23 protein-coding genes and 1 riboswitch are annotated in these 20,794 nt (G+C 41.8%); all 23 genes read left to right on the top strand.

Annotated elements, in window-relative coordinates:
* Positions 1 to 3 precede the first annotated feature (3 nt).
* The 23 genes from DWB64_RS09685 (at position 4) to DWB64_RS09580 (ending at position 20,791) form a co-directional block, all read left to right on the top strand.
* On the top strand, positions 4 to 1,443 hold the full coding sequence (locus DWB64_RS09685; protein WP_129488032.1) for an aminoacyl-histidine dipeptidase: 1,440 nt from the start codon (positions 4 to 6) through the stop codon (positions 1,441 to 1,443).
* Positions 1,444 to 1,473: 30 nt separating this feature from the next.
* Positions 1,474 to 1,764, top strand: coding sequence for a hypothetical protein (locus DWB64_RS09680; protein WP_129488031.1), 291 nt, complete (start codon positions 1,474 to 1,476; stop codon positions 1,762 to 1,764).
* Between the two features lie 108 nt (positions 1,765 to 1,872).
* The gene (locus DWB64_RS09675) at positions 1,873 to 2,160 is read left to right on the top strand and encodes a DUF427 domain-containing protein (protein WP_129488030.1); all 288 of its coding nucleotides are present in this window, start codon (positions 1,873 to 1,875) and stop codon (positions 2,158 to 2,160) included.
* Between the two features lie 3 nt (positions 2,161 to 2,163).
* The gene (locus DWB64_RS19365; protein WP_207713455.1) at positions 2,164 to 2,856 is read left to right on the top strand and encodes an ABC transporter permease; all 693 of its coding nucleotides are present in this window, start codon (positions 2,164 to 2,166) and stop codon (positions 2,854 to 2,856) included.
* A gap of 11 nt (positions 2,857 to 2,867) precedes the next feature.
* A complete protein-coding gene (locus DWB64_RS19360) occupies positions 2,868 to 3,749 on the top strand; it encodes a glycine betaine ABC transporter substrate-binding protein (RefSeq protein WP_171831361.1) in 882 nt (293 codons plus the stop codon).
* A 5-nt stretch (positions 3,750 to 3,754) separates the two neighbouring features.
* Positions 3,755 to 4,657, top strand: a complete 903-nt coding sequence (locus tag DWB64_RS09665; RefSeq protein ID WP_129488029.1) for an ABC transporter ATP-binding protein — start codon at positions 3,755 to 3,757, stop codon at positions 4,655 to 4,657.
* A gap of 407 nt (positions 4,658 to 5,064) precedes the next feature.
* Positions 5,065 to 6,174, top strand: coding sequence for a sensor domain-containing diguanylate cyclase (locus DWB64_RS09660; protein ID WP_129488028.1), 1,110 nt, complete (start codon positions 5,065 to 5,067; stop codon positions 6,172 to 6,174).
* Positions 6,174 to 7,343 (top strand): sensor histidine kinase, encoded by a 1,170-nt coding sequence (locus tag DWB64_RS09655; protein ID WP_129488027.1) that lies wholly within the window; start codon positions 6,174 to 6,176, stop codon positions 7,341 to 7,343. Before DWB64_RS09660 ends, DWB64_RS09655 begins: the two co-directional genes overlap by 1 nt.
* On the top strand, positions 7,327 to 7,986 hold the full coding sequence (locus DWB64_RS09650) for a response regulator transcription factor (RefSeq protein ID WP_129488026.1): 660 nt from the start codon (positions 7,327 to 7,329) through the stop codon (positions 7,984 to 7,986). Before DWB64_RS09655 ends, DWB64_RS09650 begins: the two co-directional genes overlap by 17 nt.
* A gap of 34 nt (positions 7,987 to 8,020) precedes the next feature.
* Positions 8,021 to 8,191 carry a pilus assembly protein gene (locus tag DWB64_RS09645; protein WP_129488025.1) on the top strand — a complete coding sequence of 57 codons (171 nt, stop codon included), beginning with the start codon at positions 8,021 to 8,023 and terminating at the stop codon, positions 8,189 to 8,191.
* A 131-nt stretch (positions 8,192 to 8,322) separates the two neighbouring features.
* Positions 8,323 to 8,505, top strand: a complete 183-nt coding sequence (locus DWB64_RS09640) for a Flp family type IVb pilin (RefSeq protein ID WP_243118971.1) — start codon at positions 8,323 to 8,325, stop codon at positions 8,503 to 8,505.
* Positions 8,506 to 8,643: 138 nt separating this feature from the next.
* Complete coding sequence (locus DWB64_RS09635) at positions 8,644 to 9,027, top strand: TadE/TadG family type IV pilus assembly protein (RefSeq protein WP_129488024.1); 384 nt, start codon at positions 8,644 to 8,646, stop codon at positions 9,025 to 9,027.
* Positions 9,028 to 9,040: 13 nt separating this feature from the next.
* Complete coding sequence (locus DWB64_RS09630) at positions 9,041 to 9,910, top strand: TadE/TadG family type IV pilus assembly protein (RefSeq protein WP_129488023.1); 870 nt, start codon at positions 9,041 to 9,043, stop codon at positions 9,908 to 9,910.
* 12 nt (positions 9,911 to 9,922) lie between these two features.
* Positions 9,923 to 10,933, top strand: coding sequence for a Flp pilus assembly protein CpaB (gene cpaB, locus DWB64_RS09625; protein ID WP_164980337.1), 1,011 nt, complete (start codon positions 9,923 to 9,925; stop codon positions 10,931 to 10,933).
* Positions 10,917 to 12,065 (top strand): response regulator, encoded by a 1,149-nt coding sequence (locus DWB64_RS09620; protein WP_164980336.1) that lies wholly within the window; start codon positions 10,917 to 10,919, stop codon positions 12,063 to 12,065. Before cpaB ends, DWB64_RS09620 begins: the two co-directional genes overlap by 17 nt.
* Before the next feature lie 12 nt (positions 12,066 to 12,077).
* Positions 12,078 to 13,409 carry a CpaF family protein gene (locus DWB64_RS09615; RefSeq protein ID WP_129488020.1) on the top strand — a complete coding sequence of 444 codons (1,332 nt, stop codon included), beginning with the start codon at positions 12,078 to 12,080 and terminating at the stop codon, positions 13,407 to 13,409.
* A gap of 16 nt (positions 13,410 to 13,425) precedes the next feature.
* Positions 13,426 to 14,337 (top strand): type II secretion system F family protein, encoded by a 912-nt coding sequence (locus tag DWB64_RS09610; protein ID WP_164980335.1) that lies wholly within the window; start codon positions 13,426 to 13,428, stop codon positions 14,335 to 14,337.
* Positions 14,338 to 14,346: 9 nt separating this feature from the next.
* A complete protein-coding gene (locus DWB64_RS09605; RefSeq protein WP_129488018.1) occupies positions 14,347 to 15,240 on the top strand; it encodes a type II secretion system F family protein in 894 nt (297 codons plus the stop codon).
* A gap of 10 nt (positions 15,241 to 15,250) precedes the next feature.
* Positions 15,251 to 15,559, top strand: coding sequence for a DUF192 domain-containing protein (locus tag DWB64_RS09600; protein ID WP_129488017.1), 309 nt, complete (start codon positions 15,251 to 15,253; stop codon positions 15,557 to 15,559).
* An 80-nt stretch (positions 15,560 to 15,639) separates the two neighbouring features.
* Positions 15,640 to 17,169 (top strand): sensor histidine kinase, encoded by a 1,530-nt coding sequence (locus DWB64_RS09595; RefSeq protein WP_129488016.1) that lies wholly within the window; start codon positions 15,640 to 15,642, stop codon positions 17,167 to 17,169.
* 63 nt (positions 17,170 to 17,232) lie between these two features.
* Positions 17,233 to 18,858 (top strand): hypothetical protein, encoded by a 1,626-nt coding sequence (locus DWB64_RS09590; protein WP_129488015.1) that lies wholly within the window; start codon positions 17,233 to 17,235, stop codon positions 18,856 to 18,858.
* 90 nt (positions 18,859 to 18,948) lie between these two features.
* Positions 18,949 to 19,047: riboswitch (purine riboswitch) on the top strand.
* 66 nt (positions 19,048 to 19,113) lie between these two features.
* Positions 19,114 to 19,692 carry a xanthine phosphoribosyltransferase gene (locus DWB64_RS09585; RefSeq protein ID WP_129488014.1) on the top strand — a complete coding sequence of 193 codons (579 nt, stop codon included), beginning with the start codon at positions 19,114 to 19,116 and terminating at the stop codon, positions 19,690 to 19,692.
* Between the two features lie 16 nt (positions 19,693 to 19,708).
* A complete protein-coding gene (locus tag DWB64_RS09580; protein WP_129488013.1) occupies positions 19,709 to 20,791 on the top strand; it encodes a BMP family ABC transporter substrate-binding protein in 1,083 nt (360 codons plus the stop codon).
* Positions 20,792 to 20,794: the final 3 nt, after the last annotated feature.

Genomic DNA, 20,794 nt, shown 5'->3' with positions numbered 1-20,794 from the left:
AAGATGATACTTAATGGATTAAAGCCGGAAAGAGTACTTTATTATTTTGAACAGTTGTCGATGATTCCTAGGGAATCGGGAAATGAGAAAGCGGTATCGGATTATTTGGTTTCTGTAGCAAATGAGCTAGGACTAGAAGTTATCCAAGAGCCTTGTATGAATGTCATTATCAAAAAACCAGCAACTGCAGGTTATGAATCAGCTCCTAAAGTGATTCTACAGGGGCATATGGACATGGTTTGTACTAAAAAAGAAGGTTCTGCCCATAATTTTGAAACAGATCCTATCGAACTAGTTGTCGATGGAGACTATATCAGAACGAAGGATACGACACTAGGTGCCGACAATGGAATCGCAGTTGCGATGACACTTGCCGTTTTAGAAGATAAGACAATCGAGCATCCTCAAATCACGGCACTTGTCACTGCCGCTGAAGAAACGGGTATGGATGGAGCTATCGGTCTTGATCCTTCGCATGTGGAAGGGGACATTCTGATCAACCTCGATTCGGAAGAAGAAGGTGTTTTACTAGCATCTAATGCGGGTGGCGCCAATGTTGACATCACGGTGCCTGTGAAGTGGATCAGTCACGAACTTCCAGGCGCGTATGCGATTACCATCAAAGGTCTAAAAGGCGGTCATAGCGGTATCGAAATCAATAAGATGAGAGCGAATGCCATTAAGCTGATCGGACGCTTGCTTGAACATATCGATCTTGAGAAGCTTGCTGTGTTTGGTGTGAGCGGTGGTGAGAAGATGAACGCCATTGCCAAGTTCGCGACCGTGAGGGTGGTGACCGATGCGGATGTTGATACGGTGATGGCCGCGCTCGAACCGATTGAAGAGATGTTTAAGAACGAATATGCTGTGGCAGACCCTGATCTGTCAATCGCATTTGAACGCATCGATTTACCGAACATGATTTGGAGCGATGAGACGCTGCACGGCGTAATCACTGCGATGAGACTGATTCCACAAGGTGTTGAGACAATGTCGCAAAGCATTGAAGGTCTTGTCGAGAGCTCGAACAACATCGGTGTGTTGACTTCAAGCGATAAGGAAATCGTCTTTGTAAATGCGGTAAGAAGTTCAGTCGCTTCACTTAAAGAAGAGATTATCAGCCGCATGTCGATCATAGCAAACCTGATCGAATCGGATGTGAAAGTTTATGCGGAGTACCCGGAATGGGCATATCGTCTTGAATCACCAATTAGAGATTTGATGATTGAAGTGTATAAGGAGATGAACGGTAAGGAAATGCTTGTACATGCGATCCATGCGGGTTTAGAATGCGGTCTCTTGTCTGAAAAACTTGGCGACATCGACATGATCAGCCTAGGACCTGAAATGCATGATGTGCACACTCCAAACGAACATTTGAGTATATCTTCTACGGAGAGGGTATATACGTTCTTGTTAGAGGTTTTAAAAAGAATCAAATAGATAAGACTACAATTGCAGAATAAGGGGGAAATGATGAAAAAAGCATTGATTTTAGTTTTGATCTTAGTACTTGTTTCGACAGTACTCACAGGCTGCATGGCCCACCGCGTACCTGATAGGGATGAGCCTGCGGGCATCTTAAGCGGTATCTGGCACGGATGGATTGCGCCGATCGCACTTGTATGGAGCATTTTTGATCCGGATGTGACCATCTATGAGGCTTATAATGGCGGTTGGTGGTATAATTTCGGGTTTTACATGGCAATTATCAGTGGATTCGGTGGCTTGTCGTTGAGTAGAAAAAGAAAAAAAGACAATTAGTCTTAAAGAAAGTAGCCAAGTGCGAAAGCGTTTGGCTTTTTTTTTGTTTTAGAAAAATGTGGATTGGCTACTGACAATGGGTATCGATTAGGGGAAAGGAGTGAGTTTATGTATAAAGCAGTGTTTCATGACAAGGTGATTGCAAGATCGGATCGAACGATAGAGATAGAAGGGAACCAGTATTTTCCGCAGGAAGATGTCGATTTTGACTATTTGACTGAAAGCACCCACCATACTACCTGTCCCTGGAAAGGACTTGCAAGCTACTATCATGTGGTATCGGGTTCGGACAGGACCGAAAATGCGGCATGGGTTTATGAAGACCCGAAGACTAAGGCCGTACAAATCAGAGGATATATCGCCTTTTGGAAAGATATATCGGTAATAAAGGAGTAGATTTTGACATTCATACTAGACGTTATTGATTTATTTTTCGATAGATTGCCATTCTTTACCCAAAGCATACTAGAACACATTTACATTTCAGCCATCCCGATCGGTTTAAGTACGATTTTGGGAATGGCGATTGGAATCTTATGCTTAAGTAAGCCGTGGATAGAAAAGGTGGTCATGGGAGTTGTCAATGCGATTTACACCATACCGGTCATCGCGATGCTTGGTATGCTTATTCCATTTGCCGGCATCGGTACGTCGAACGCGGTGATCACGCTTACACTGTATGCGCTTCTGCCTATGGTTAGAAATACGCTGGTCGGCATAAAGCAAGTGGACAGGGACATACATGAGGCTGCAAAGGGAATGGGAACCACCAAGCTGCAGATGTTGTTCAAGATTGAACTGCCACTTGCTTTCCCAGTGATTTTCGCAGGATTCAGAAACATGGTTGTCATGACAATCGCTCTGACTGGAGTGGCGGCCCTAATCGGAGCAGGCGGTCTTGGTAGAGCGGTATGGCGCGGGATTACAACAAACTATGTCGAAATGACATTCCTAAGTAGCGTCTTGATTGCCGTAATGGCAGGCGGTGCCGATTGGATGCTTGGAATGGGCGAGAAATACATCAACTTTAAAATTTTTGGCATTAAAGCAAAGTCGAATAAGTTGATCGTTAAAGAAGAGAAGGCTGTATAAAGGAGAAAAAAATGAAAAAAATCATTGCACTACTGCTGGTACTCGTGATGGTCCTATCAATGACCGCATGCGCTAAGACAGAGAAGAAGGTGGTTGTCGCTTCAAAACCCTTTGCCGAATCCTATATCATCGCAGAAATGCTTGTCTATCTGATTGAAAGGGACACGGATTTAACGGTTGAGTATAAGGAAGGGATAGGCGGCGGACATGCCAATATCCAACCGGCAATGGAAAAGGGAGAGATAGATCTGTATCCTGAATATACTGGAACAGGTTGGTTAAGCGTCTTGGGAAAAGAGCTTGTTTCCGATCCGATGGAACTGTATGCGATGACCAAAGAGGCATATAAGACAGATTTCAATTTTGTGTGGACGGGTCTTTACGGATTCAACAACACCTATACGATGGCCGTCACAGCGGATGCGGCTCAAACATACGGACTGGAGACCTTTAGCGATCTTGCGGCTGTAAGTTCAGAACTCAACTTTGGCGCTGAGTATGACTTTTTTGAAAGGGAAGACGGTTATCCTGGACTTTCAAGTGTTTATGGATTTGAATTCGCTGACATCAAGGAAATGGACATCGGTCTTAAATACAAAGCAATCGGTGATGGAGCTGTGGATGTGATCAACGCATTTTCTACGGATGGACTTTTAAAAGAATACAATCTGAAAGTGCTTTTTGACGATCAGTTTTACTTCCCTGCATACCATGGTGCGACAGTGGTAAGACAAGAAGTACTTGATCAGTATCCAGAGCTTTTAGGCATTTTGGAAAAGTTGACTGGAGCGATTTCGGATGATGAGATGAGCGGTCTTAACTTGAAAGTTGAAAGAGATAATGAATCACCTAAAGAAGTAGCTAGACAATTTATTGAGGATAAGGGGTTATAATCGAAATGATCATCTTCGAAAACGCATCTATCGGCTATCCCGGTCACTTACCGGTTATAAGCGACCTAAATCTTGTGATAAGTGAAGGCGAGTTTGTAACCTTGATTGGAGAATCGGGATCTGGAAAAACCACGCTGCTAAAAAGCATCAATGGTCTGGTTGAGCTGATAGACGGTCAAATTCAAGTACTAGGTAAGCCGATGAAGGAATGGGAAATCCACCATCTACGAAGAAAAATCGGATATGTGATACAACAGATCGGACTCTTCCCTCATATGACGGTTGCTCAAAATGTGATGTATGTGCCTAACTTATCAGGTATCCCTTCAAACTACTCTGTGGAGGAGTTGCTTGATTTGGTGAACATCCCATATGATTACGCGTCGAGGTATCCAAGAGAACTGAGCGGCGGTCAGCAGCAGAGGATAGGTGTGGCAAGAGCGCTCGCCGCAGACCCTGACATCCTGCTGATGGACGAGCCCTTCGGCGCTGTAGATGAAATCACTAGAACTGCTTTACAAGAAGAGATAAAAACGCTGCATCGTAAATTGAAAAAAACAATCGTCTTTGTTACACATGACATTGAAGAGGCCTTAAAACTTGGTGAGCGGATCATTCTGTTTAGAGAGGGTCGAATTGAACAGGAAGGAAGCAAAATGGAGATGATCTTCAACCATCGTTCCGACTATGTGAAAAACTTTTTCGGCACAAAACACCTGACTTCTTACTTGAACACGACAAAGGTAGGAGAATTGGTCTTAGAACCGATTGAAAAGGATGAAAACTATGATGTGATCAGTGAAGACACCTATCTGATTGAAGTGCTCCACCGGCTTTTTAATGATGGTGCGCGGATCGCAGTAGAAAAAAACGGAGAAATCATCGGACGAATTCAAAAAATCAGTTAGCTGAGATTTCTGCAGGTTCTGTTAAAGAAGGATTTGATCGCGAATTTCTTGGGATGCATAAAACGGTCATATAGCATTGTGATTTAATTACAAATACTCGCCCTTTAGCGAGTATTTGTTTTTGTTTTGTTGTTGATATTCTCCATGTGAGCGCAGTGGGATTATATGCTAAACTACATCTACAACGAAATCAGATTCGCTGCCATTTGAGCTACATACGTAGTCTCATCCTCCTGTCTTAACAGACCGGCAGTGAACCCCACAGTTTGGATTGCCTATGCAATCCCTTTTTTTTTTGCGATAATAATAGCAGAATAATAAAATATCGCATATTATAAGTAGTGTACGGGTAAATGAGTCATATCAATCGAAAAAAGTGATACCAAACTTGACCTAGGAGTTTAAATATGAAAAAAAGCGAAACTAAGTTGGAGTTGATGCAGAAAAAGATGATTTATCCTATTCTTTGGATACTTTCTGTTTCTGTGCTCAGTATGGATTCGAGATGGAGCACACTGATTCTTCTGATCAACTGCATAGCTCTTTATGCAGCGGTCAGCTACTGGAGAAAGTACAAGGTTTCAGAAGTTGAATCCCAGACGGGATCAATAGCAAACACTACAGACGAGCAAATCCTGTTCGCATATAGGGAAATCTTTGAAACCGTAGGAACCGCGATGGTGATACTAGATGAAAACAAGCTGATCCAACTGGTAAACCGACAATTCTTAAATCTTGTGAACGTACCCGACATGGATGCGATCAAAGATATGCCCTTTGGAAGATATATCTATCAGTCGGATGCTGTGAATGTGCTACAGTATATGAACGAATCGCTTAATGGGGAGCATCCCATCGAGACTCGTGATCAACCGATTGAGTTCAGATTTGTGAATCAAGAAATGCAAATCTCGGATGTTGAAGTGATTATCTCAAAAATTGAAGAGAGCAAGGAACTGATCATCTCGCTTCTTGATGTGACCGAAAAGAAGGAAGCTTATAAGAAACTCGAGCACTTTGCCACGCATGATAAGTTGACAGAGCTTGCAAATAGGCATTACTTTATGGAAAAACTCGAAATTGCCATGGTAAAAGCCAGTAAAAATAAGGAGATGCTCGGAATACTCTATATCGACATTGACGACTTTAAGCTAATTAACGACTTATACGGCCATCATGTCGGCGATGATGTGTTACATGAACTCGCAGACAGGGTACAGATGAATATACCTTACGGTGATTTGGCGGCTCGCATGGGCGGGGACGAGTTCGTCGTCATGCTGACCAAAGAATCCAGTGAGGAGTACTTTAGAAAAATCGCCACAGACATCATGCGTTCTCTTCAAGAACCCTTCAACTTAGGTGATGAAAGGATCATGTTGACAGTAAGCATCGGACTTTCGATGTTTCCAAAAGACGGTACGCATCTACTTGAACTCATAAGAAGTGCGGATCATGCGATGTATGAAGTCAAGCATAACGGCAAGAACGATATCGGAATATATGAGGTGCGATAATGGCGAAAAATCCGAATCCGCTTAAATTTATAGTTTCAGAAACAATCAACATGATCGAATCAAGTAAGAACCAGGTTTTTGATATCGTCGAGAAAACAAGAAATGAGCATCAGCAGTTAAAAGCTGAACTTAGCAGTGTTCAGAATGAGACGGAGAGAATCATACAGGAAGTCGATTCACTTGAAATGAAAGACAAGCTGATGCGCAAGAAGCTTGCGGATGTCTCCAAAAAGTTTAAAGAGTACAGTGAGAGCGATCTGCATGAAGTATACGATCAGGCATCGGATGTGAGGATCGCTTATATCACCAAACAAAATGAAGAGAAAGCCCTCAGAGAAAGAAGAAGCCAGCTTGAGATTTCGATAAAAAATTTCGCTGGTGTCTTAAAGGATGCAGAAAACATCATCAGTCAAGTCTCGGTGGCGATAGGATATTTGAAAGGGGAGGGACTTCTGGCCCTTGAAGAACTCACCGGACCTGATAAGATGAATCTTGGTATCCGTATTTTGGAAGCTCAAGAAAACGAGCGTAAACGAATTTCTAGAGATATTCACGACGGTCCTGCTCAGGCAATGGCCAATGTCGTGATGAAAGCGGATATCTGTGAATCTCTGATAAAAAAGAATGTAGATGAAGGACTTAAGGAACTGGGCGAGTTGAGAGAAATGGTAATGGGCACCCTAAAAGAAGTTAGGGGCATTATCTTTGACCTTAGACCGATGAGCCTTGATGATTTGGGATTACAAGCCACTATTGAGAGACTGGTGGAGAAGTATCGACAAGACAAAGGAATGACGATCAAATTGAGTATCAAAAACGGAAGCAATCCTGTTGAATCCTTCATTGGACTTGCCGTTTATAGGGTTATTCAGGAAATACTCAACAATATGTATAAGCATTCTAAGGCGACTAGAACAGCGATTCAGCTGGAGATTGGAACCAAGCATCTGAGAATAATTGCTGTAGATGATGGTGTCGGTTTTGATGTGGAAGCCACCTATGAAAGAGTCACAAAAGAAAGCGAATCGTATGGACTTATCGGGATGAAAGAGAGAGTCGTCCAACTTGGTGGTAAATTCGATATCCTGTCGACGATCGGTACTGGAACCCAGTATCTGATCACAATGCCTGTCAATAAAGAGGTAATCAAAGATGAACAAGTTTATTAGAGTGGTACTTGCGGACGATCACGAACTGATTAGGCAAGGGTTAAAAAGGATCATCGAGCTTGATACGGACATCCGTGTTGTAGGCGAGGCTGTTAACGGTATCGAGGCACTAGCACTTGTTAAAACCTTAAGTCCGGATTTGCTCATAGTGGACATGAATATGCCTCAAATGACAGGGATTCAAGTACTTGAAGAACTTAGAAAACAAGATAAAGCCAGTAAGGTGATCATTCTGACCATTGAAGATGATAGAGAGTTCATAAAAAAATGCATGTTTCTCGGTGCGGATGGGTATATATTGAAAGACTCCGCAGGCACCGAAGTAGTAAGAGCGATAGAGCAAGTGGTTCAAGGAGACAAGTATTTGGACCAGGCCCTTATCGGAATGCTTTTAAGATCCGAATCGTTCAAGCACTTTGACAAGAGTCCTTTTGACGAATTGACATCAAGAGAACTAGATATTCTGTATCAGATTTCAAAGGGTAGGACAAACAAGGAAATCGGTGAGATTCTATTTTTGGCCGAAAAAACAGTGAAGAACTATCTTACTACTATTTTTAGAAAAATTGATGTAAAAGACCGAGTGAACGCCGTGCTTTTTGCAATAGAAAACCAGATCAACAACTATTATGATGAGAATTGATTGATGGAATCCTGAGTTGTAATGGAGGTTAAGCATGTTTGGACTGAGAACAGTTTCATTGAAAGCAAAGAGCAAGGGACAAGGAATGGTCGAATATGCTTTACTTGCAGTGTTGATTGCAATGGTCATTATGATCGCCATCATTGTATTTGGCGAAGAACTTGGCAATCTATATAATAATATTAGATTGGACTTGAATTTTTAGGGTAGTTACTAAATAAGGACAATAGTCCCGCATGAATATGACAATAGTGACTAATCTAGTTTATTTGCTAGATGTATAATAAACACAAGCAATCATACAATGACGATGGAGAGTTTAAAAAGGAGGTTCATATGATTACAACTTTTATGAATTTAATGAATTTGATGAGAATTAAATTGAACGAGCAAAAAGGACAAGGTATGGTGGAGTACGCACTATTGGTTGCTCTAATAGCTATTGTAGTTATTGCAGCATTACTTTTACTTGGTCCAGCGATTGGAAATATCTTTAACAACATCACAACAAAACTTTAATTTTTCTTGTAACACAAACGACGCATGGTCCTTTTGAAGAGAGGTATACATAGCGCCGAGGAGAATCTTTCAGTTTAGGCTTTAAAATTACTGGCCGTCTCTATTGAGGCGGCCTAATTTCATAGCGGAGGTGTTAAAATGCGCAGTAAGAAAAAGGGCCAATCCGTGGTGGAGTTTGCTATCTTAGTACCTGTACTGGTACTTGTGCTAATTGCAATCATCGAGTTTGGTTTGGTGTTTAACGCCTATTTTGTACTACAGACTTCTGCTAGAGATGCGGCTAGGCAGCTGAGCCTTGGTGAAACCGATGCGAACACGATTGCTCAAATCGAAGCTCAAGCTTTTGGTTTAGATACAAGTAAGTTGACGATCACAATAACGCCCGCAGATACTTCTAGAAGCAGTGGAGATGATGTTACGGTCAATGTTATTTATAACCATACTGTAATAACACCTTTATTAGCCGCTTTTACCGGTCAAGAACTTTCGCTTGAAGTGGAAGTTGTAATGCGTGTAGAGTAAGGGAGTGAAAATCATGAAGAGAAAAGGCAGTGTGATGATTATCGTCGCTATGTCCATCATTCTGATCATGGGAATAGTGGCAATCGTCATAGATTATGGTGTTTTTTTAGTAGAAAAGAACAATTTGCAGTACGGAATGGACGCGGCCGTACTTGCGGGAATCAAAGAACTACCTGATTCAGAGCAGGCCGCACGAACAATGGTAAACGACTATCTGGTGCTTAATGATGTAGATCCAGCGAATGTAACGATACTCATCGATAATGAGGAAGGTATTATAAGGCTTAACGGTGAAATCACGGTTCAGACCATATTTGCTAGGGTCTTTGGCGTAACCGAGGTGAATATCGCGCAAACAAGTGCCGCGCAAGTAGGAGTTGCAGGATCTGCAGCAACTGGTCTAAGACCCTTTGTTGTAAAAGAGGATCAATGCTTTCCTGGCAATATCGTTGTGTTAAGAGAGATGGTCGGCGATCAGGGAAACTACGGACCTGTGAGATTGGGTGATGCAGACTCTGGTTTGTCCGACTTGGTGGATAACGTACTTTATGGTACCGATGTGGTAATCAACGTCGGCGACTTTTTAGACACGGAACCTGGTGCCATGACCTCACTTTATAGACAGGCGAGTGATTATATCAATAGTTTGGGACCGGATGATGACGACAGATACTGGGTGCTTCCTGTTATAGGAAGCGATGTGGATTATCAAGGTTTGACAAGCGTCGAGGTTAAAGGATTCGCACTGATCAAAGTTAGTGATTTAGTAAAGACAGGCAACGACTGGACGATTGAAGGCGAGTTCGTCGCTAAAGTAATTGCTGGCAATATCAATAATGAAGCTGGCGATTACGGATTACTATCTTCACGATTAATCAAATAAAGTAGGTGGATGATGAAAAATTTTAGAAAGATACTATTGATTCTGGCAGTTGTCTTTTCGGCGCTATTGAGTTTTTCTGTTTATTACTATATGAATGAAAGAAGCGTTGCTACAAAAGTAGTCGAGCAAGAATATATATCTATCGTCGTCGCCACAGAAAGCATTCCACCACGGACAAAAGTGACCAAAGAAATGCTCACTACCATCGAAGTGGCGGACGACGGTTTTTACGATGCCTACATCTTGAATACGGATGAGATCATCGGATATTACACAAGAGAATCCATTCTGGCGGGTGAGGGCATCAGATCGGAACGGATCATCCAAAACATCAATGACGAGCTAAGCCTTAAGATCAAAGACGATTACCGTGCGATTTCTATCACGGTAAACAAGAATACCGGTGTAAGCGATTTGATCAAGACGGGTGACTGGATAGATATCGTACTGACACTACCGGCGATGACAGCTGATGAAAGAACCTCTAGACCAGACTTGTCAATCATGTTTTTGCAAAATGTCAATGTGCTTGCAGTGGATAGGAACTTATACCGAGATGAAATGAACCGGATCGATTCACCGGATGTATATACGTTGACGCTTGCTGTTCCTGTAAAGGATGTAGAAAAGCTGGTGCTTGCTGAAAACATAGGTGAGTTGAAAGTGGCGCTTAGACCGCTTGACGGTGATTACGTATACAACACGGGCGGAACGATATGGGAAGAGCTCATTATCGATGACTTTGACCGTATCAAGGACCTGTTCCCTCAATACGAAATTATCGCGCAGCAAGAAGTGACTGAAACACCTGTAGAAATTCAAAAGTATATTTATTATACTGTTAAATACGGTGATACGCTCAATAGTATCTCACTTGCATTTTATGGTGATGAATCACGCTACTCACTCATTCAGACCGTAAATCGCATTGCAGATGAAGACTTAATCGTAGTAGGTACCGCGTTAAAGATTCCAGTTTTAGAAAATACAGAGGCGGGTGATGATGGTGGAACAGAAAATTAGGATTTTAATCGCAGATGATATCAAGGACACAAGGCAGCTGATCAGACGGCTTCTTGAAATGGATGAGCAGTTCGAGGTGGTCGGTGAAGCGGAAAACGGACTTGAAGTACTGCAGTTTGTAAAGCAGAATGAAGTGGACATCGTCTTGATGGACATCAACATGCCAGAACTCAACGGTCTTGAAGCGACGGGTCAGCTCACGATAAACCATCCGGACATAATCGTCGTGATCATGTCTGTGCAGAGTGAAAGTGAATATCTCAAAAAGGCCATGCTCTATGGCGCTAAGGAGTTCATCATCAAACCGCTCAATTTTGAGCTTGTCGCCCAAACCTTGACTGAAACCTATTCAAGGCATAAGAAGATCAAGCAAGTTTCTGCGGTATCACATAAGGTGTTTGATACAAAGATTATCTCTTACTTTGGCACAAAAGGTGGAACGGGAAAAACATTTTTAGCGATGAATACCGCGATCTTTCTATCAAAAGAACAGAAGAAAAAAGTACTACTGATAGACACAGATCTTCAGTTTGGAGATCTGGGTCTTTCTATGGGTTTAAAGCAAGACCGTACGATCACAGATATTGTCGAGGAAGGTGCTGAGCATTCTTATGAAGCATTGATACCCTACTTACTACATTACTCAGAAAATCTAGATGTGATCATATCGCCTCATAAAGCGGAGCATGCGGAGTACATAAGCAAGAAGGCGATTGATGATCTGTTGAAAACTGTGAATGGGTATTATGATATCATCATATGCGACTTAGGTGTCAACTATTCGGATGTTACCCTGGCGATTATGGACGCGAGTACTCAAATTCACTTTGTGACGAGTATGGAGCTCGCTGCCGTTCAAAATGCGATCCAAGGAATAGAAGTCATGAAATCGCTTAATTACACAAGCGATAAGGTGAAAGTCATTGTCAACAAATCCTATAGGGGATCCGGCATGACTGTTAAAGATATCGAAAAAGCCATAAAAATGAAAGTACATGCTGAAGTGGAAGAACAACCCAAAATTGTTAGACACGTGATGAACATAGGCGACCCGGGAAGCTTATACACCAGGCATCGACATACAAAAATAGTGAAGCAGCTCAATATGGTCGCAAATTTAATCGATAGTTAGGAGGTCTAGCTGATGTCGTTGAAATCAAGATTGGAAAGTCAACCTAAAGGGACTCAAAAGTCATTGTCATCCGATAAGGAAGAACAGATCAATAAACTGAAGATGACACTGCAAAATCGTGTGATCGAGGATTTGGATATCGATTTTTCGGCACTTAGCGAGATGAATGATGAGATAAAAAAAGAGATTCAAGAAATCATCGAAAAGCATCTGGAAGCGGAATCGCTAAACATGACCTCGGTGCAGCGAGCGAGAATCCGGGATGAGTTGATGGACGAGATAACAGGATTCGGACCGATCACAAGCCTTTTAAATGATTCGGATGTTTCAGAGGTTATGGTCAATGGGCCGAATCATGTCTACGTGGAAAAAGATGGTAAACTCGTGCTGACGGATGCGAAGTTCAAGGACGACAACCATGTAATCCATGTCATTAAAAAGATAGTAAATCCCATAGGTAGGCGTATAGATGAAAGTTCGCCGATGGTTGATGCAAGGCTGCCGGATGGTTCGCGTGTAAATGCAGTTATTCCACCACTCGCCCTTGATGGACCTTCGCTTACTATCCGTAAGTTCAGTGAGGATCCTTATAAGGTGAATGACCTGATAAGATTTGGAACGTTGAATACCAAAATGGCTGAACTGATTAAAATGTGTATTGAAGGAAGACTCAATGTTATCGTATCCGGAGGTACCGGTAGCGGTAAGACGACGACGCTCAATGTATTGTCGTCCTTCATTCCAAATGACGAGAGAATCGTAACCATTGAAGATGCCGCCGAGCTGCAACTGTCTCAAGAACATGTCGTTAGACTTGAAACCCGTCCGACAAATGTCGAAGGCAAGGGAGAAGTGACGATAAGGGACCTTGTGAAAAACTGTTTACGTATGCGCCCAGATAGAATTATCGTAGGTGAGGTACGTTCAGGCGAAGCCCTTGACATGTTACAGGCGATGAACACAGGCCATGACGGCTCACTAACGACTGGGCATGCCAATTCACCAAGAGATATGCTCGCAAGACTTGAAACGATGGTGCTGATGTCAGGTATGAATTTACCGATCAAAGCGATCAGAGACCAGGTCGCATCAGCGGTGGATCTGATCATCCAACAGTCAAGACTTCAAGACGGTTCACGTAAGATCACGCATATTACGGAAGTACAAGGTATGGAATCGGATATTATCGTGTTACAAGATATTTTTGTATACAGGCAAAAGGGCTTGGATGCCAAGGGACGCGTTGTGGGTGAGTATGAGTTCACAGGCGTCAGACCTAAATTTATTGAAAAACTTCAGGATCACGGAATTCAAGTTCCGTTTAGCATCTTTAGTACAGACTGATGAAAGGAGAGTAGTTATGGCTATCATAATAAGTGTTCTATTTTTTATGATTCAAGTACTCATCATTATTCTTCTTAGTGCCCAAAAACCCCGTCAACGTGTGATCGAGAGGGTTTCAGCTTCAGAGGAGCTTATTAAAAGTTCAAGCGTCTCCGGCATCAAAAAAAAGAAAAAGCCTAAAGTACGGGTAAAAAGAATCGAAAAGATGCTGACCCAGGCGGACCTTCAAATGACGAGTATCGATGCCATTTTTATCTACTCCATATTGCAGGTAGTCGCCTTATTCAGTGGCTACATATTCGCAAGAAGCATATTCCTTAGTCTTGTATTGATGGTAGTCGTTCATTTTGGTTGCTTGTTTGTACTTAAGATCAGGTCGAAGAGAAGGCTCAAAAAATTTGAAAAGCAGTTGGGTGATTCGATTCAAATCATCTCAAACGGGATGAAAGCGGGTTATAGTTTCTTTCAAGCGCTCAATAGGCTTGTCGAAGAGACGACCGATCCTATCTCCGGCGCATTCAGGCAAGTCATCAAGGAAATGAGTCTTGGTAAATCTACCGAAGACGTCTTACAGCAGCTGGTTACGAATTTTCCGATTGAGGATTTGGAACTGATGATAACAGCCATACTCATACAGAAGGAAATTGGCGGCAACCTGGCGGATATTCTTGACAACATTTTAGAGACAATTAGAGAAAGACAAAGAATATTCAATGAAGTAAGAACACTTACAGCGCAAGGTAAGTTGTCAGGAGCGATAGTAATGGCACTTCCACTGTTCATTAGTGGAATCATCTTTATCATGACTCCTGAGTACATGTTGTTGCTCATCAATACATTTGCTGGTCGCATCATGATCGCCTTAGCACTTTTCAATCAAATGATTGGTGCACTTATCATTAGAAACATCATCAAGATCGAATATTGAGGTGAGCTTATGGAACTGATTATCACAATTTTAGTGTTTGCACTCCTGCTTATCCTGTTTTATGGTGTGCTTAATATCATTTTTGCAAAACGGATTGAACTGATGAAAAGGCTCGAACGGTTTGGGGATATCCAGGCAGAGGACAAGGGCAAGAAGGCCTATATCGGACAGCTCGCCAAATTAAGTGAGTTATTCTTAAAAATCACACCTGCCAACAAGCTTAAAAGGCTACAAGTGAAACTTGATAACTGTGGATTGTCTAAAAAATATACACCGACTGAATGGATGTTGCTAACGAACTTAGTTAGTTTTATCATTACGGTCATTGCCACACTCTTAATGTGGATCGCTAGCGGAGCTTTTGATCTGAAACTGATTCTGGTGTCGATTGTGGTGTATTCTTTTGCAAAGTACTGCTTTAGATTCTATACCTTAAGGGTTGAGAAGAAACGAAATGCGTCTATGATACGCGAGCTGCCATTTACACTTGATTTGGTTACAGTCAGTGTCGAAGCGGGATTGTCCTTTGACGGAGCGATCCTAAAAGTCGTTCAGACCAGGTCTAATCCACTATCGGATGAGTTCGAAAAACTTTTGAAGGATATCAAGATGGGCGTCGTAAGAAGAGACGCATTGAGAAACATGATGAAAAGAGTGAATATCGATGAGCTTAACACACTGCTTTTATCGGTGATACAGGCGGATGAACTAGGTGTGAGTATAGCAAAGGTACTAAAGGTTCAAGCAATGCTCATACGCGAGAACAGAAAAATGATCGCACGTGAAAAAGCGCTTAAGGCTCCAGTCAAAATGCTGATTCCACTAATCGTATTTATCTTTCCATCCATATTTGTAGTTATACTTGGGCCGGCAGTGATTCGAATCTCTGATATGTTTATGTGAGGATGTTGAGATGACATTAGTTGAAGTTGTTAAAATGGAGACCTTCTTCACCCGTTTAACCGGTTTGATGGGTAGATCTACAATCGACTCAGGTAAGTTCTATCTACTGACACCTTGCTCAAGTATCCATACTTTTTTTATGAAACTGTCACTTGATGTCGTTTTTGTGGATGAAACTGATCAAATTTTGGCACTTCACAGAAACATAGGAAAAAATAAAATGCTCTACCATCGTGGTGCGAAAGCCGTGTTGGAAGGGCGTGTCGGATTAATAGATGAATATCATTTGAAAATAGGTGAGCAGATTCGAGTGGTTTAGAACTTGAATCTGTTTTTCATTGTACAAATCGTGTATAATAAGACCTAGCCTAGGAACTTAGACCTATATGGAGAATCAAGATGAAGAAACTTAAATGGTCCACGATCAATTGGAAGTATTTTTTTGTGTTTTTATTTATCGTATATATGCCTTTTCTTATCATTGTAAAATTGCATTTTGACAATACTGTCGCCCTTGAACTAAAAAATGATTTACTGCTACATTATCAAAGCTATGAAGCTTCTTATGATAGCTTGGATAGGGCGACTTCTGCTTTAGCTAGCAATATCGATCAGGTGGCCTCTCATGCAGGTGTGATGAGAGGCTTGGAGATTTACGACAATTTGGAACTTGCCAATAAACAGAAATTTGACGAGTTCTTAGCAGAGAAGTCACAAGAACTTATTGAAAAGGAATCGATTGTAAGGGCGGTAACCTACATAACGCCTGGTGGAACGATGATCTATCCTGAACCCCGTTATGGTTGGGAAGAAGGAGAAGTGCTGTATCAGGAATGCCTGGCACTTAATGAAAGCGACGGCGGAGTGATCAGCGACAGGGAATTTTTTAAACCGTTTGTTAATGCTGATATTGTACTTTTAAAGCCCTTATACGGTATAGCCGACCATAAGGTCGTATCCTTCATGCTTGTTAATGTAAATCTATCAGAACTTGAACTTAAGGTTAAGAACAAAGAAATTGAAGCATTCAGCTTAAAAGATGACAAACTGCAGTTGCTTGGCAGTACGGTTCCCGATTCTGATGCGATACTAAAAAATGGTGAGAATAAGTACGAAGTGATGAGCGACGTGTTGTCTTCTTATCCATGGGCATTTACAAAATACGTCAATATAGAAAGCATAATTGAGCAAACTACCGATAGGGTGAATACCTCGTACTTTTATTACGTTCTGATCTCATTGATCTCCATTTCACTTTTGACGCTTAGTTATTATCTGATGTTGGAAAATCATAAATCATCTCAACTGAATGCGCTACAGCTACAATTGACTGAGCAGCATAACCAGAAACTTAGGATATACAAGCACGACCTGATGAATCATTTGCAGGTTATCACAGGACTGATTGAAGTGGAATCCAATGATAAGGCGCTTTCTTACATAAAGCAGTTATCAAGGGATGCCAGTTACTCCAAGGGAAAGTACGAACTTGGTGTTCCAGAAGTTGAGATACTGATATTCGGGTATATTAAAAGAGCGAAGCAACTGGGTCTCGAATTTGATATTACGCTGAAGGAAATCGAGGATTTCAATCTAGATGTTTACAAAGTGAATACAATTATCGGAAATTTGTTGAAAAACGCATTTGAAGCGACAGCTTCTTCTGATAAACTGGAAAAAGTTGTTTCGCTCGATATTCATGAGACAGCTATGTTTTATCGAATTGAGATCTTTAATAATACTCCGATAATAAGTGAGGAGAATCAGAAAAAGATTTTTGAAAAAGGATTTTCGACAAATGGAATTAATAGAGGATTAGGACTACATATCGTAAATTCGGTTGTCAACGAATTGTCTGGGATGCTCGAGCTGAGAGTGACTGAAGATGGTAACCGATTTATAGTGATGCTTCCGAAGTTTAAGAGCTGACAGGGGAGTATTTGATCTTAAGGTATGTGAAAAAATATAAAGTTTTATCTGAGGAGAATTAATGTGACTGGAATTTTAATAGGATCAGCACTTGTTGCAGTGATCAGCGGTTTAGTGATTTATACTGCAACTAAACCGAATAATGGCAAAGCAGACATTTATGAAGATTTCAAGGTGATAAAAAGAGCGCTTAGCGAGTTTAATAAAGCGAATTTGACAGGTATCAAATCGATCTCAGAGCTGAACAAGTATATTGAGAAAGACGCCTCAATCATTCTGCTCAATTATGAACTGACTAGCGACCAAAAGTTCTTGATTGTAAATAGGGCCAATGAGATCAGTCATCGAGATCAACTGATTGAGAAAATAGGTGGCAGCTCCTATTATAATGATGAGGAAAAGAAGTTGTATTTAGCCTTGTATAAGTTCAAGCTCAGCAAGGTTGAACCGGTGGCGGTGATTACTTATTTTCCGAAAGACAATATCACGACAACAACGAAATTGGAGTGGAATCACAATCAGTCCATTGCAGACAACAAGGAATTCAAACATGTCGAATGGAAAAACAAAAAGGAACGCTATTCCAAAATAGGAACCTATACGATCGAAATGCGCATACAGGATAGAAATGACAATTGGTCGGACTGGGCCAGCGTGGAGATTGAGGTCAACGAGGAAAAAGGGATCAAGGGCATGGCATGCTCTGCCGGTACGCTCTTTAGAATCCACAATTCCGGTAAAGTCGACGCTTTCGGGAAGAACCAGTACGGACAAATAGGTGACGGAACACTCAATGATTATGACAAGCTTCAAAGGGGGATCGGAGTGGAGAATGTCGCTCAGATATCCGGTGGCGACACACATACTCTATTTAAGGCCAATGACGGTATAGCCTATAGTTGTGGAAACAATGATTATGGGCAACTTGGAATTGGCACTAGGAACCATTCGAAGTCGCCTCAAAAAATCTGGGGGCTCGAGCAGGTGAAGCAAGTCGTAGCGGGACCTGATTATAGCGCTGCGATACTAGCGTCAGGTGCGGTGCTTACTTGGGGAAACAACGAGTTCGGTCAGCTTGGCGATGAGGTATCAAAGTTCAAGGAGCTCCCTAAACGTGTAAAGGATGTCAGTAAAGTTAAACAGATCAGCTTAAGTTCCACCCATGCGACCTGTGTGCTACATGACGGCACGGTAGTCTCTTGGGGAGACAACAGCCATGGACAGCTGGGAACAGGTTTCAAAGGAAAAGCGACTCCGCCCACAGTTTCGAATATTACGGGAGCGTTTTACGCTGCAAACGGTAAGAATTTTACAATTATTGTTTTAGATACTGGAAAGGTGAAATGTTTCGGACATAATAACAACGGACAGCTGGGGATGGATTCGGAGACGGATGTTATGTTCGCAAAAGAGATTCCAGGACTCAAGAGTATCGTAAAGGTTGTGGCAAGTGAATCCTTTGCTGTTGCGATGAGTGATATCGGTGAAGTCTTTACTTGGGGACGCTATTCAAGCAAAGAGGGCGAAACCTACTACAAGCCTCAAAAGATAGAGGGTCTTAAGTACGTCAAGGATATCGGTGTCACGACGAATAGGGGGTTCGCCCTGTTAGAAGATGGATCGATAGTCAAATGGAATGGCAACATCGACTTTGTCGAAAAGGTAGAAACCAGATCAATTGCGGAGTGATTGGATAATAAGCACAAACATCGGAGAAGATGTTTGTGCTTTTTTTATAAAATAGCTTGATTCAAGTAAGCAAATCATTTATGATGTAACAGATAAAAACATAAATCACTTCGTATAATTTGGAAATATGGTCCAAAGTTTCTACCGACTACCGTCAATAGTCTGGCTACGGAGTTTAGCGCGTATGCATTAAACTCCTTTTTTGAGGAGTTTTTTTTGTACGCCAACCCAAACAGGAATATCGAGAGGTGAATTGTGGAATTTCTTAAGGCAAAAATTCGAACAGAGGGTCATGTTATCGGGAATCATATCTTGAAGGTGGATGCGTTTTTAAACCATCAGCTGGATATTGGATTGCTCAATGAGATGGGAAAGGTATTTTTTGAGCGCTTTAAAAATGAGGGCATCACAAAAATATTGACAATCGAGGCGTCGGGCATTGCTATTGCAAGTATTGCGGCGCAATATTTCAATGTGCCTGTTGTTTTTGCAAAGAAAGCACAATCTCTGAATCTTGATGGTGACATGTTAACCACCAAAGTGCATTCCTACACGAAGAACAAAACCTATGATATCATGGTCGCTAAACGATTTATCGATAAAAGCGATGTGATGCTGATCATGGACGATTTCTTAGCGGAAGGAAGCGCATGCAGGGGCTTGATAGAAATCACCGAAATGGCAGGAGCGAAGCTCGGCGGAATAGGCATTGCGATCGAAAAGGGATTTCAAGACGGTGGCAAGGAGTTAAGAGCAAGAAATCTGCCTTTATATTCACTGGCTGTAGTAGAAAAGATGTCAGATACTGATGGGGTTACTTTTAAACAGGATTAGTCCAAAGGAGAAAAAAATGAAAAGAGTGATTGCAGTTGTTTTAATCATGTTGTTAAGTTTCAGCCTTATCGCTTGCGGTTCAACGGAAGAAACAAAGTCTGAAGATCAGACATTAACGGTCGGATTTGTGTATGTGGGACCTGTCGGAGACGGTGGTTGGACTTATGCACATAATGAAGGACGCTTAGTCCTTGAAAATGAACTTGGAGTTAAAACGCTATATAAAGAGACAGTAGCTGAAGATGCTGAAGTGAAAACAGTAGTCACCGGTATGATCGATCAGGGTGCATCTGTGATTTTCGCCACAAGCTTCGGTTATATGGAATACATTGACCAACTTGCTAAGGAGTTTCCTGATGTGACCTTCTTACATTGTTCAGGATATACTTCTGCAGAAAACTTCAATAATTATTTTGGAAGAATGTACGAGCCTAGATTCTTATCGGGTATCGTTGCGGGTCTAAAGACAGAAACGAATAAACTAGGTTATGTCGCTGCTTTTGAAATACCAGAAGTTATTCGTGGAATCAACGCCTTCACACTAGGTGCGCAATCGGTTAATCCGGATGTTGAAGTTGAAGTAGTTTGGACCCATACATGGTATGACCCTGCTACCGAAAAAGAAGCTGCAAAGGCTCTCATCGATGGTGGTGCGGATGTTATCGCGCAACATCAGGATACTGCAGGTCCTCAACAAGCGGCTGAAGAGGCTGGCGTATTTGCAATCGGATACAATACAGATTCAAGAGATAAGGCGCCGAGTGCTTATATGACAGCTCCAGTTTGGAACTGGGGACCGTACTACGTAGACCAGGTACAAAAGGTGATTGATGGTACGTGGACTTCAGTAAACTACTGGGGTGGAATGGCTGATGGTGTCGTTGCGATCGATACTTTAACGGAGAACGCTCCAGCAGAGGCTAAAAAAGTGGTTGAAGAAAGTGCCCAGAAGATCATATCTGGTGAGCTTCATCCTTTTGCCGGTCCGGTCTATGATCAAAACGGCGAGTTGAAAGTGGCTGAAGGCGAAGTATTGTCTGATGGAGACATGCTTGGTATGATGTGGTTTGTTGAAGGTGTTATTGGAAAAATAGAATAGGTG

It is taken from the genome of Fusibacter sp. A1 (assembly GCF_004125825.1).
Classification (GTDB): Bacteria; Bacillota; Clostridia; order Peptostreptococcales; family Acidaminobacteraceae; genus QQWI01.
This window is presented reverse-complemented; position numbering and strand designations above follow the sequence as displayed.

Bases quoted from the DNA above. Each gene is read 5' to 3' on its own strand.
- DWB64_RS09685 (WP_129488032.1), top strand. From the start codon at position 4: ATGATACTTAATGGATTAAAGCCGGAAAGAGTACTTTATTATTTTGAA.
- DWB64_RS09680 (WP_129488031.1), top strand. From the start codon at position 1,474: ATGATGAAAAAAGCATTGATTTTAGTTTTGATCTTAGTACTTGTTTCG.
- DWB64_RS09675 (WP_129488030.1), top strand. From the start codon at position 1,873: ATGTATAAAGCAGTGTTTCATGACAAGGTGATTGCAAGATCGGATCGA.
- DWB64_RS19360 (WP_171831361.1), top strand. From the start codon at position 2,868: ATGAAAAAAATCATTGCACTACTGCTGGTACTCGTGATGGTCCTATCA.
- DWB64_RS09665 (WP_129488029.1), top strand. From the start codon at position 3,755: ATGATCATCTTCGAAAACGCATCTATCGGCTATCCCGGTCACTTACCG.
- DWB64_RS09660 (WP_129488028.1), top strand. From the start codon at position 5,065: ATGAAAAAAAGCGAAACTAAGTTGGAGTTGATGCAGAAAAAGATGATT.
- DWB64_RS09655 (WP_129488027.1), top strand. From the start codon at position 6,174: ATGGCGAAAAATCCGAATCCGCTTAAATTTATAGTTTCAGAAACAATC.
- DWB64_RS09650 (WP_129488026.1), top strand. From the start codon at position 7,327: ATGAACAAGTTTATTAGAGTGGTACTTGCGGACGATCACGAACTGATT.
- DWB64_RS09645 (WP_129488025.1), top strand. From the start codon at position 8,021: ATGTTTGGACTGAGAACAGTTTCATTGAAAGCAAAGAGCAAGGGACAA.
- DWB64_RS09640 (WP_243118971.1), top strand. From the start codon at position 8,323: ATGATTACAACTTTTATGAATTTAATGAATTTGATGAGAATTAAATTG.
- DWB64_RS09635 (WP_129488024.1), top strand. From the start codon at position 8,644: ATGCGCAGTAAGAAAAAGGGCCAATCCGTGGTGGAGTTTGCTATCTTA.
- DWB64_RS09630 (WP_129488023.1), top strand. From the start codon at position 9,041: ATGAAGAGAAAAGGCAGTGTGATGATTATCGTCGCTATGTCCATCATT.
- cpaB (WP_164980337.1), top strand. From the start codon at position 9,923: ATGAAAAATTTTAGAAAGATACTATTGATTCTGGCAGTTGTCTTTTCG.
- DWB64_RS09615 (WP_129488020.1), top strand. From the start codon at position 12,078: ATGTCGTTGAAATCAAGATTGGAAAGTCAACCTAAAGGGACTCAAAAG.
- DWB64_RS09610 (WP_164980335.1), top strand. From the start codon at position 13,426: ATGGCTATCATAATAAGTGTTCTATTTTTTATGATTCAAGTACTCATC.
- DWB64_RS09605 (WP_129488018.1), top strand. From the start codon at position 14,347: ATGGAACTGATTATCACAATTTTAGTGTTTGCACTCCTGCTTATCCTG.
- DWB64_RS09600 (WP_129488017.1), top strand. From the start codon at position 15,251: ATGACATTAGTTGAAGTTGTTAAAATGGAGACCTTCTTCACCCGTTTA.
- DWB64_RS09595 (WP_129488016.1), top strand. From the start codon at position 15,640: ATGAAGAAACTTAAATGGTCCACGATCAATTGGAAGTATTTTTTTGTG.
- DWB64_RS09580 (WP_129488013.1), top strand. From the start codon at position 19,709: ATGAAAAGAGTGATTGCAGTTGTTTTAATCATGTTGTTAAGTTTCAGC.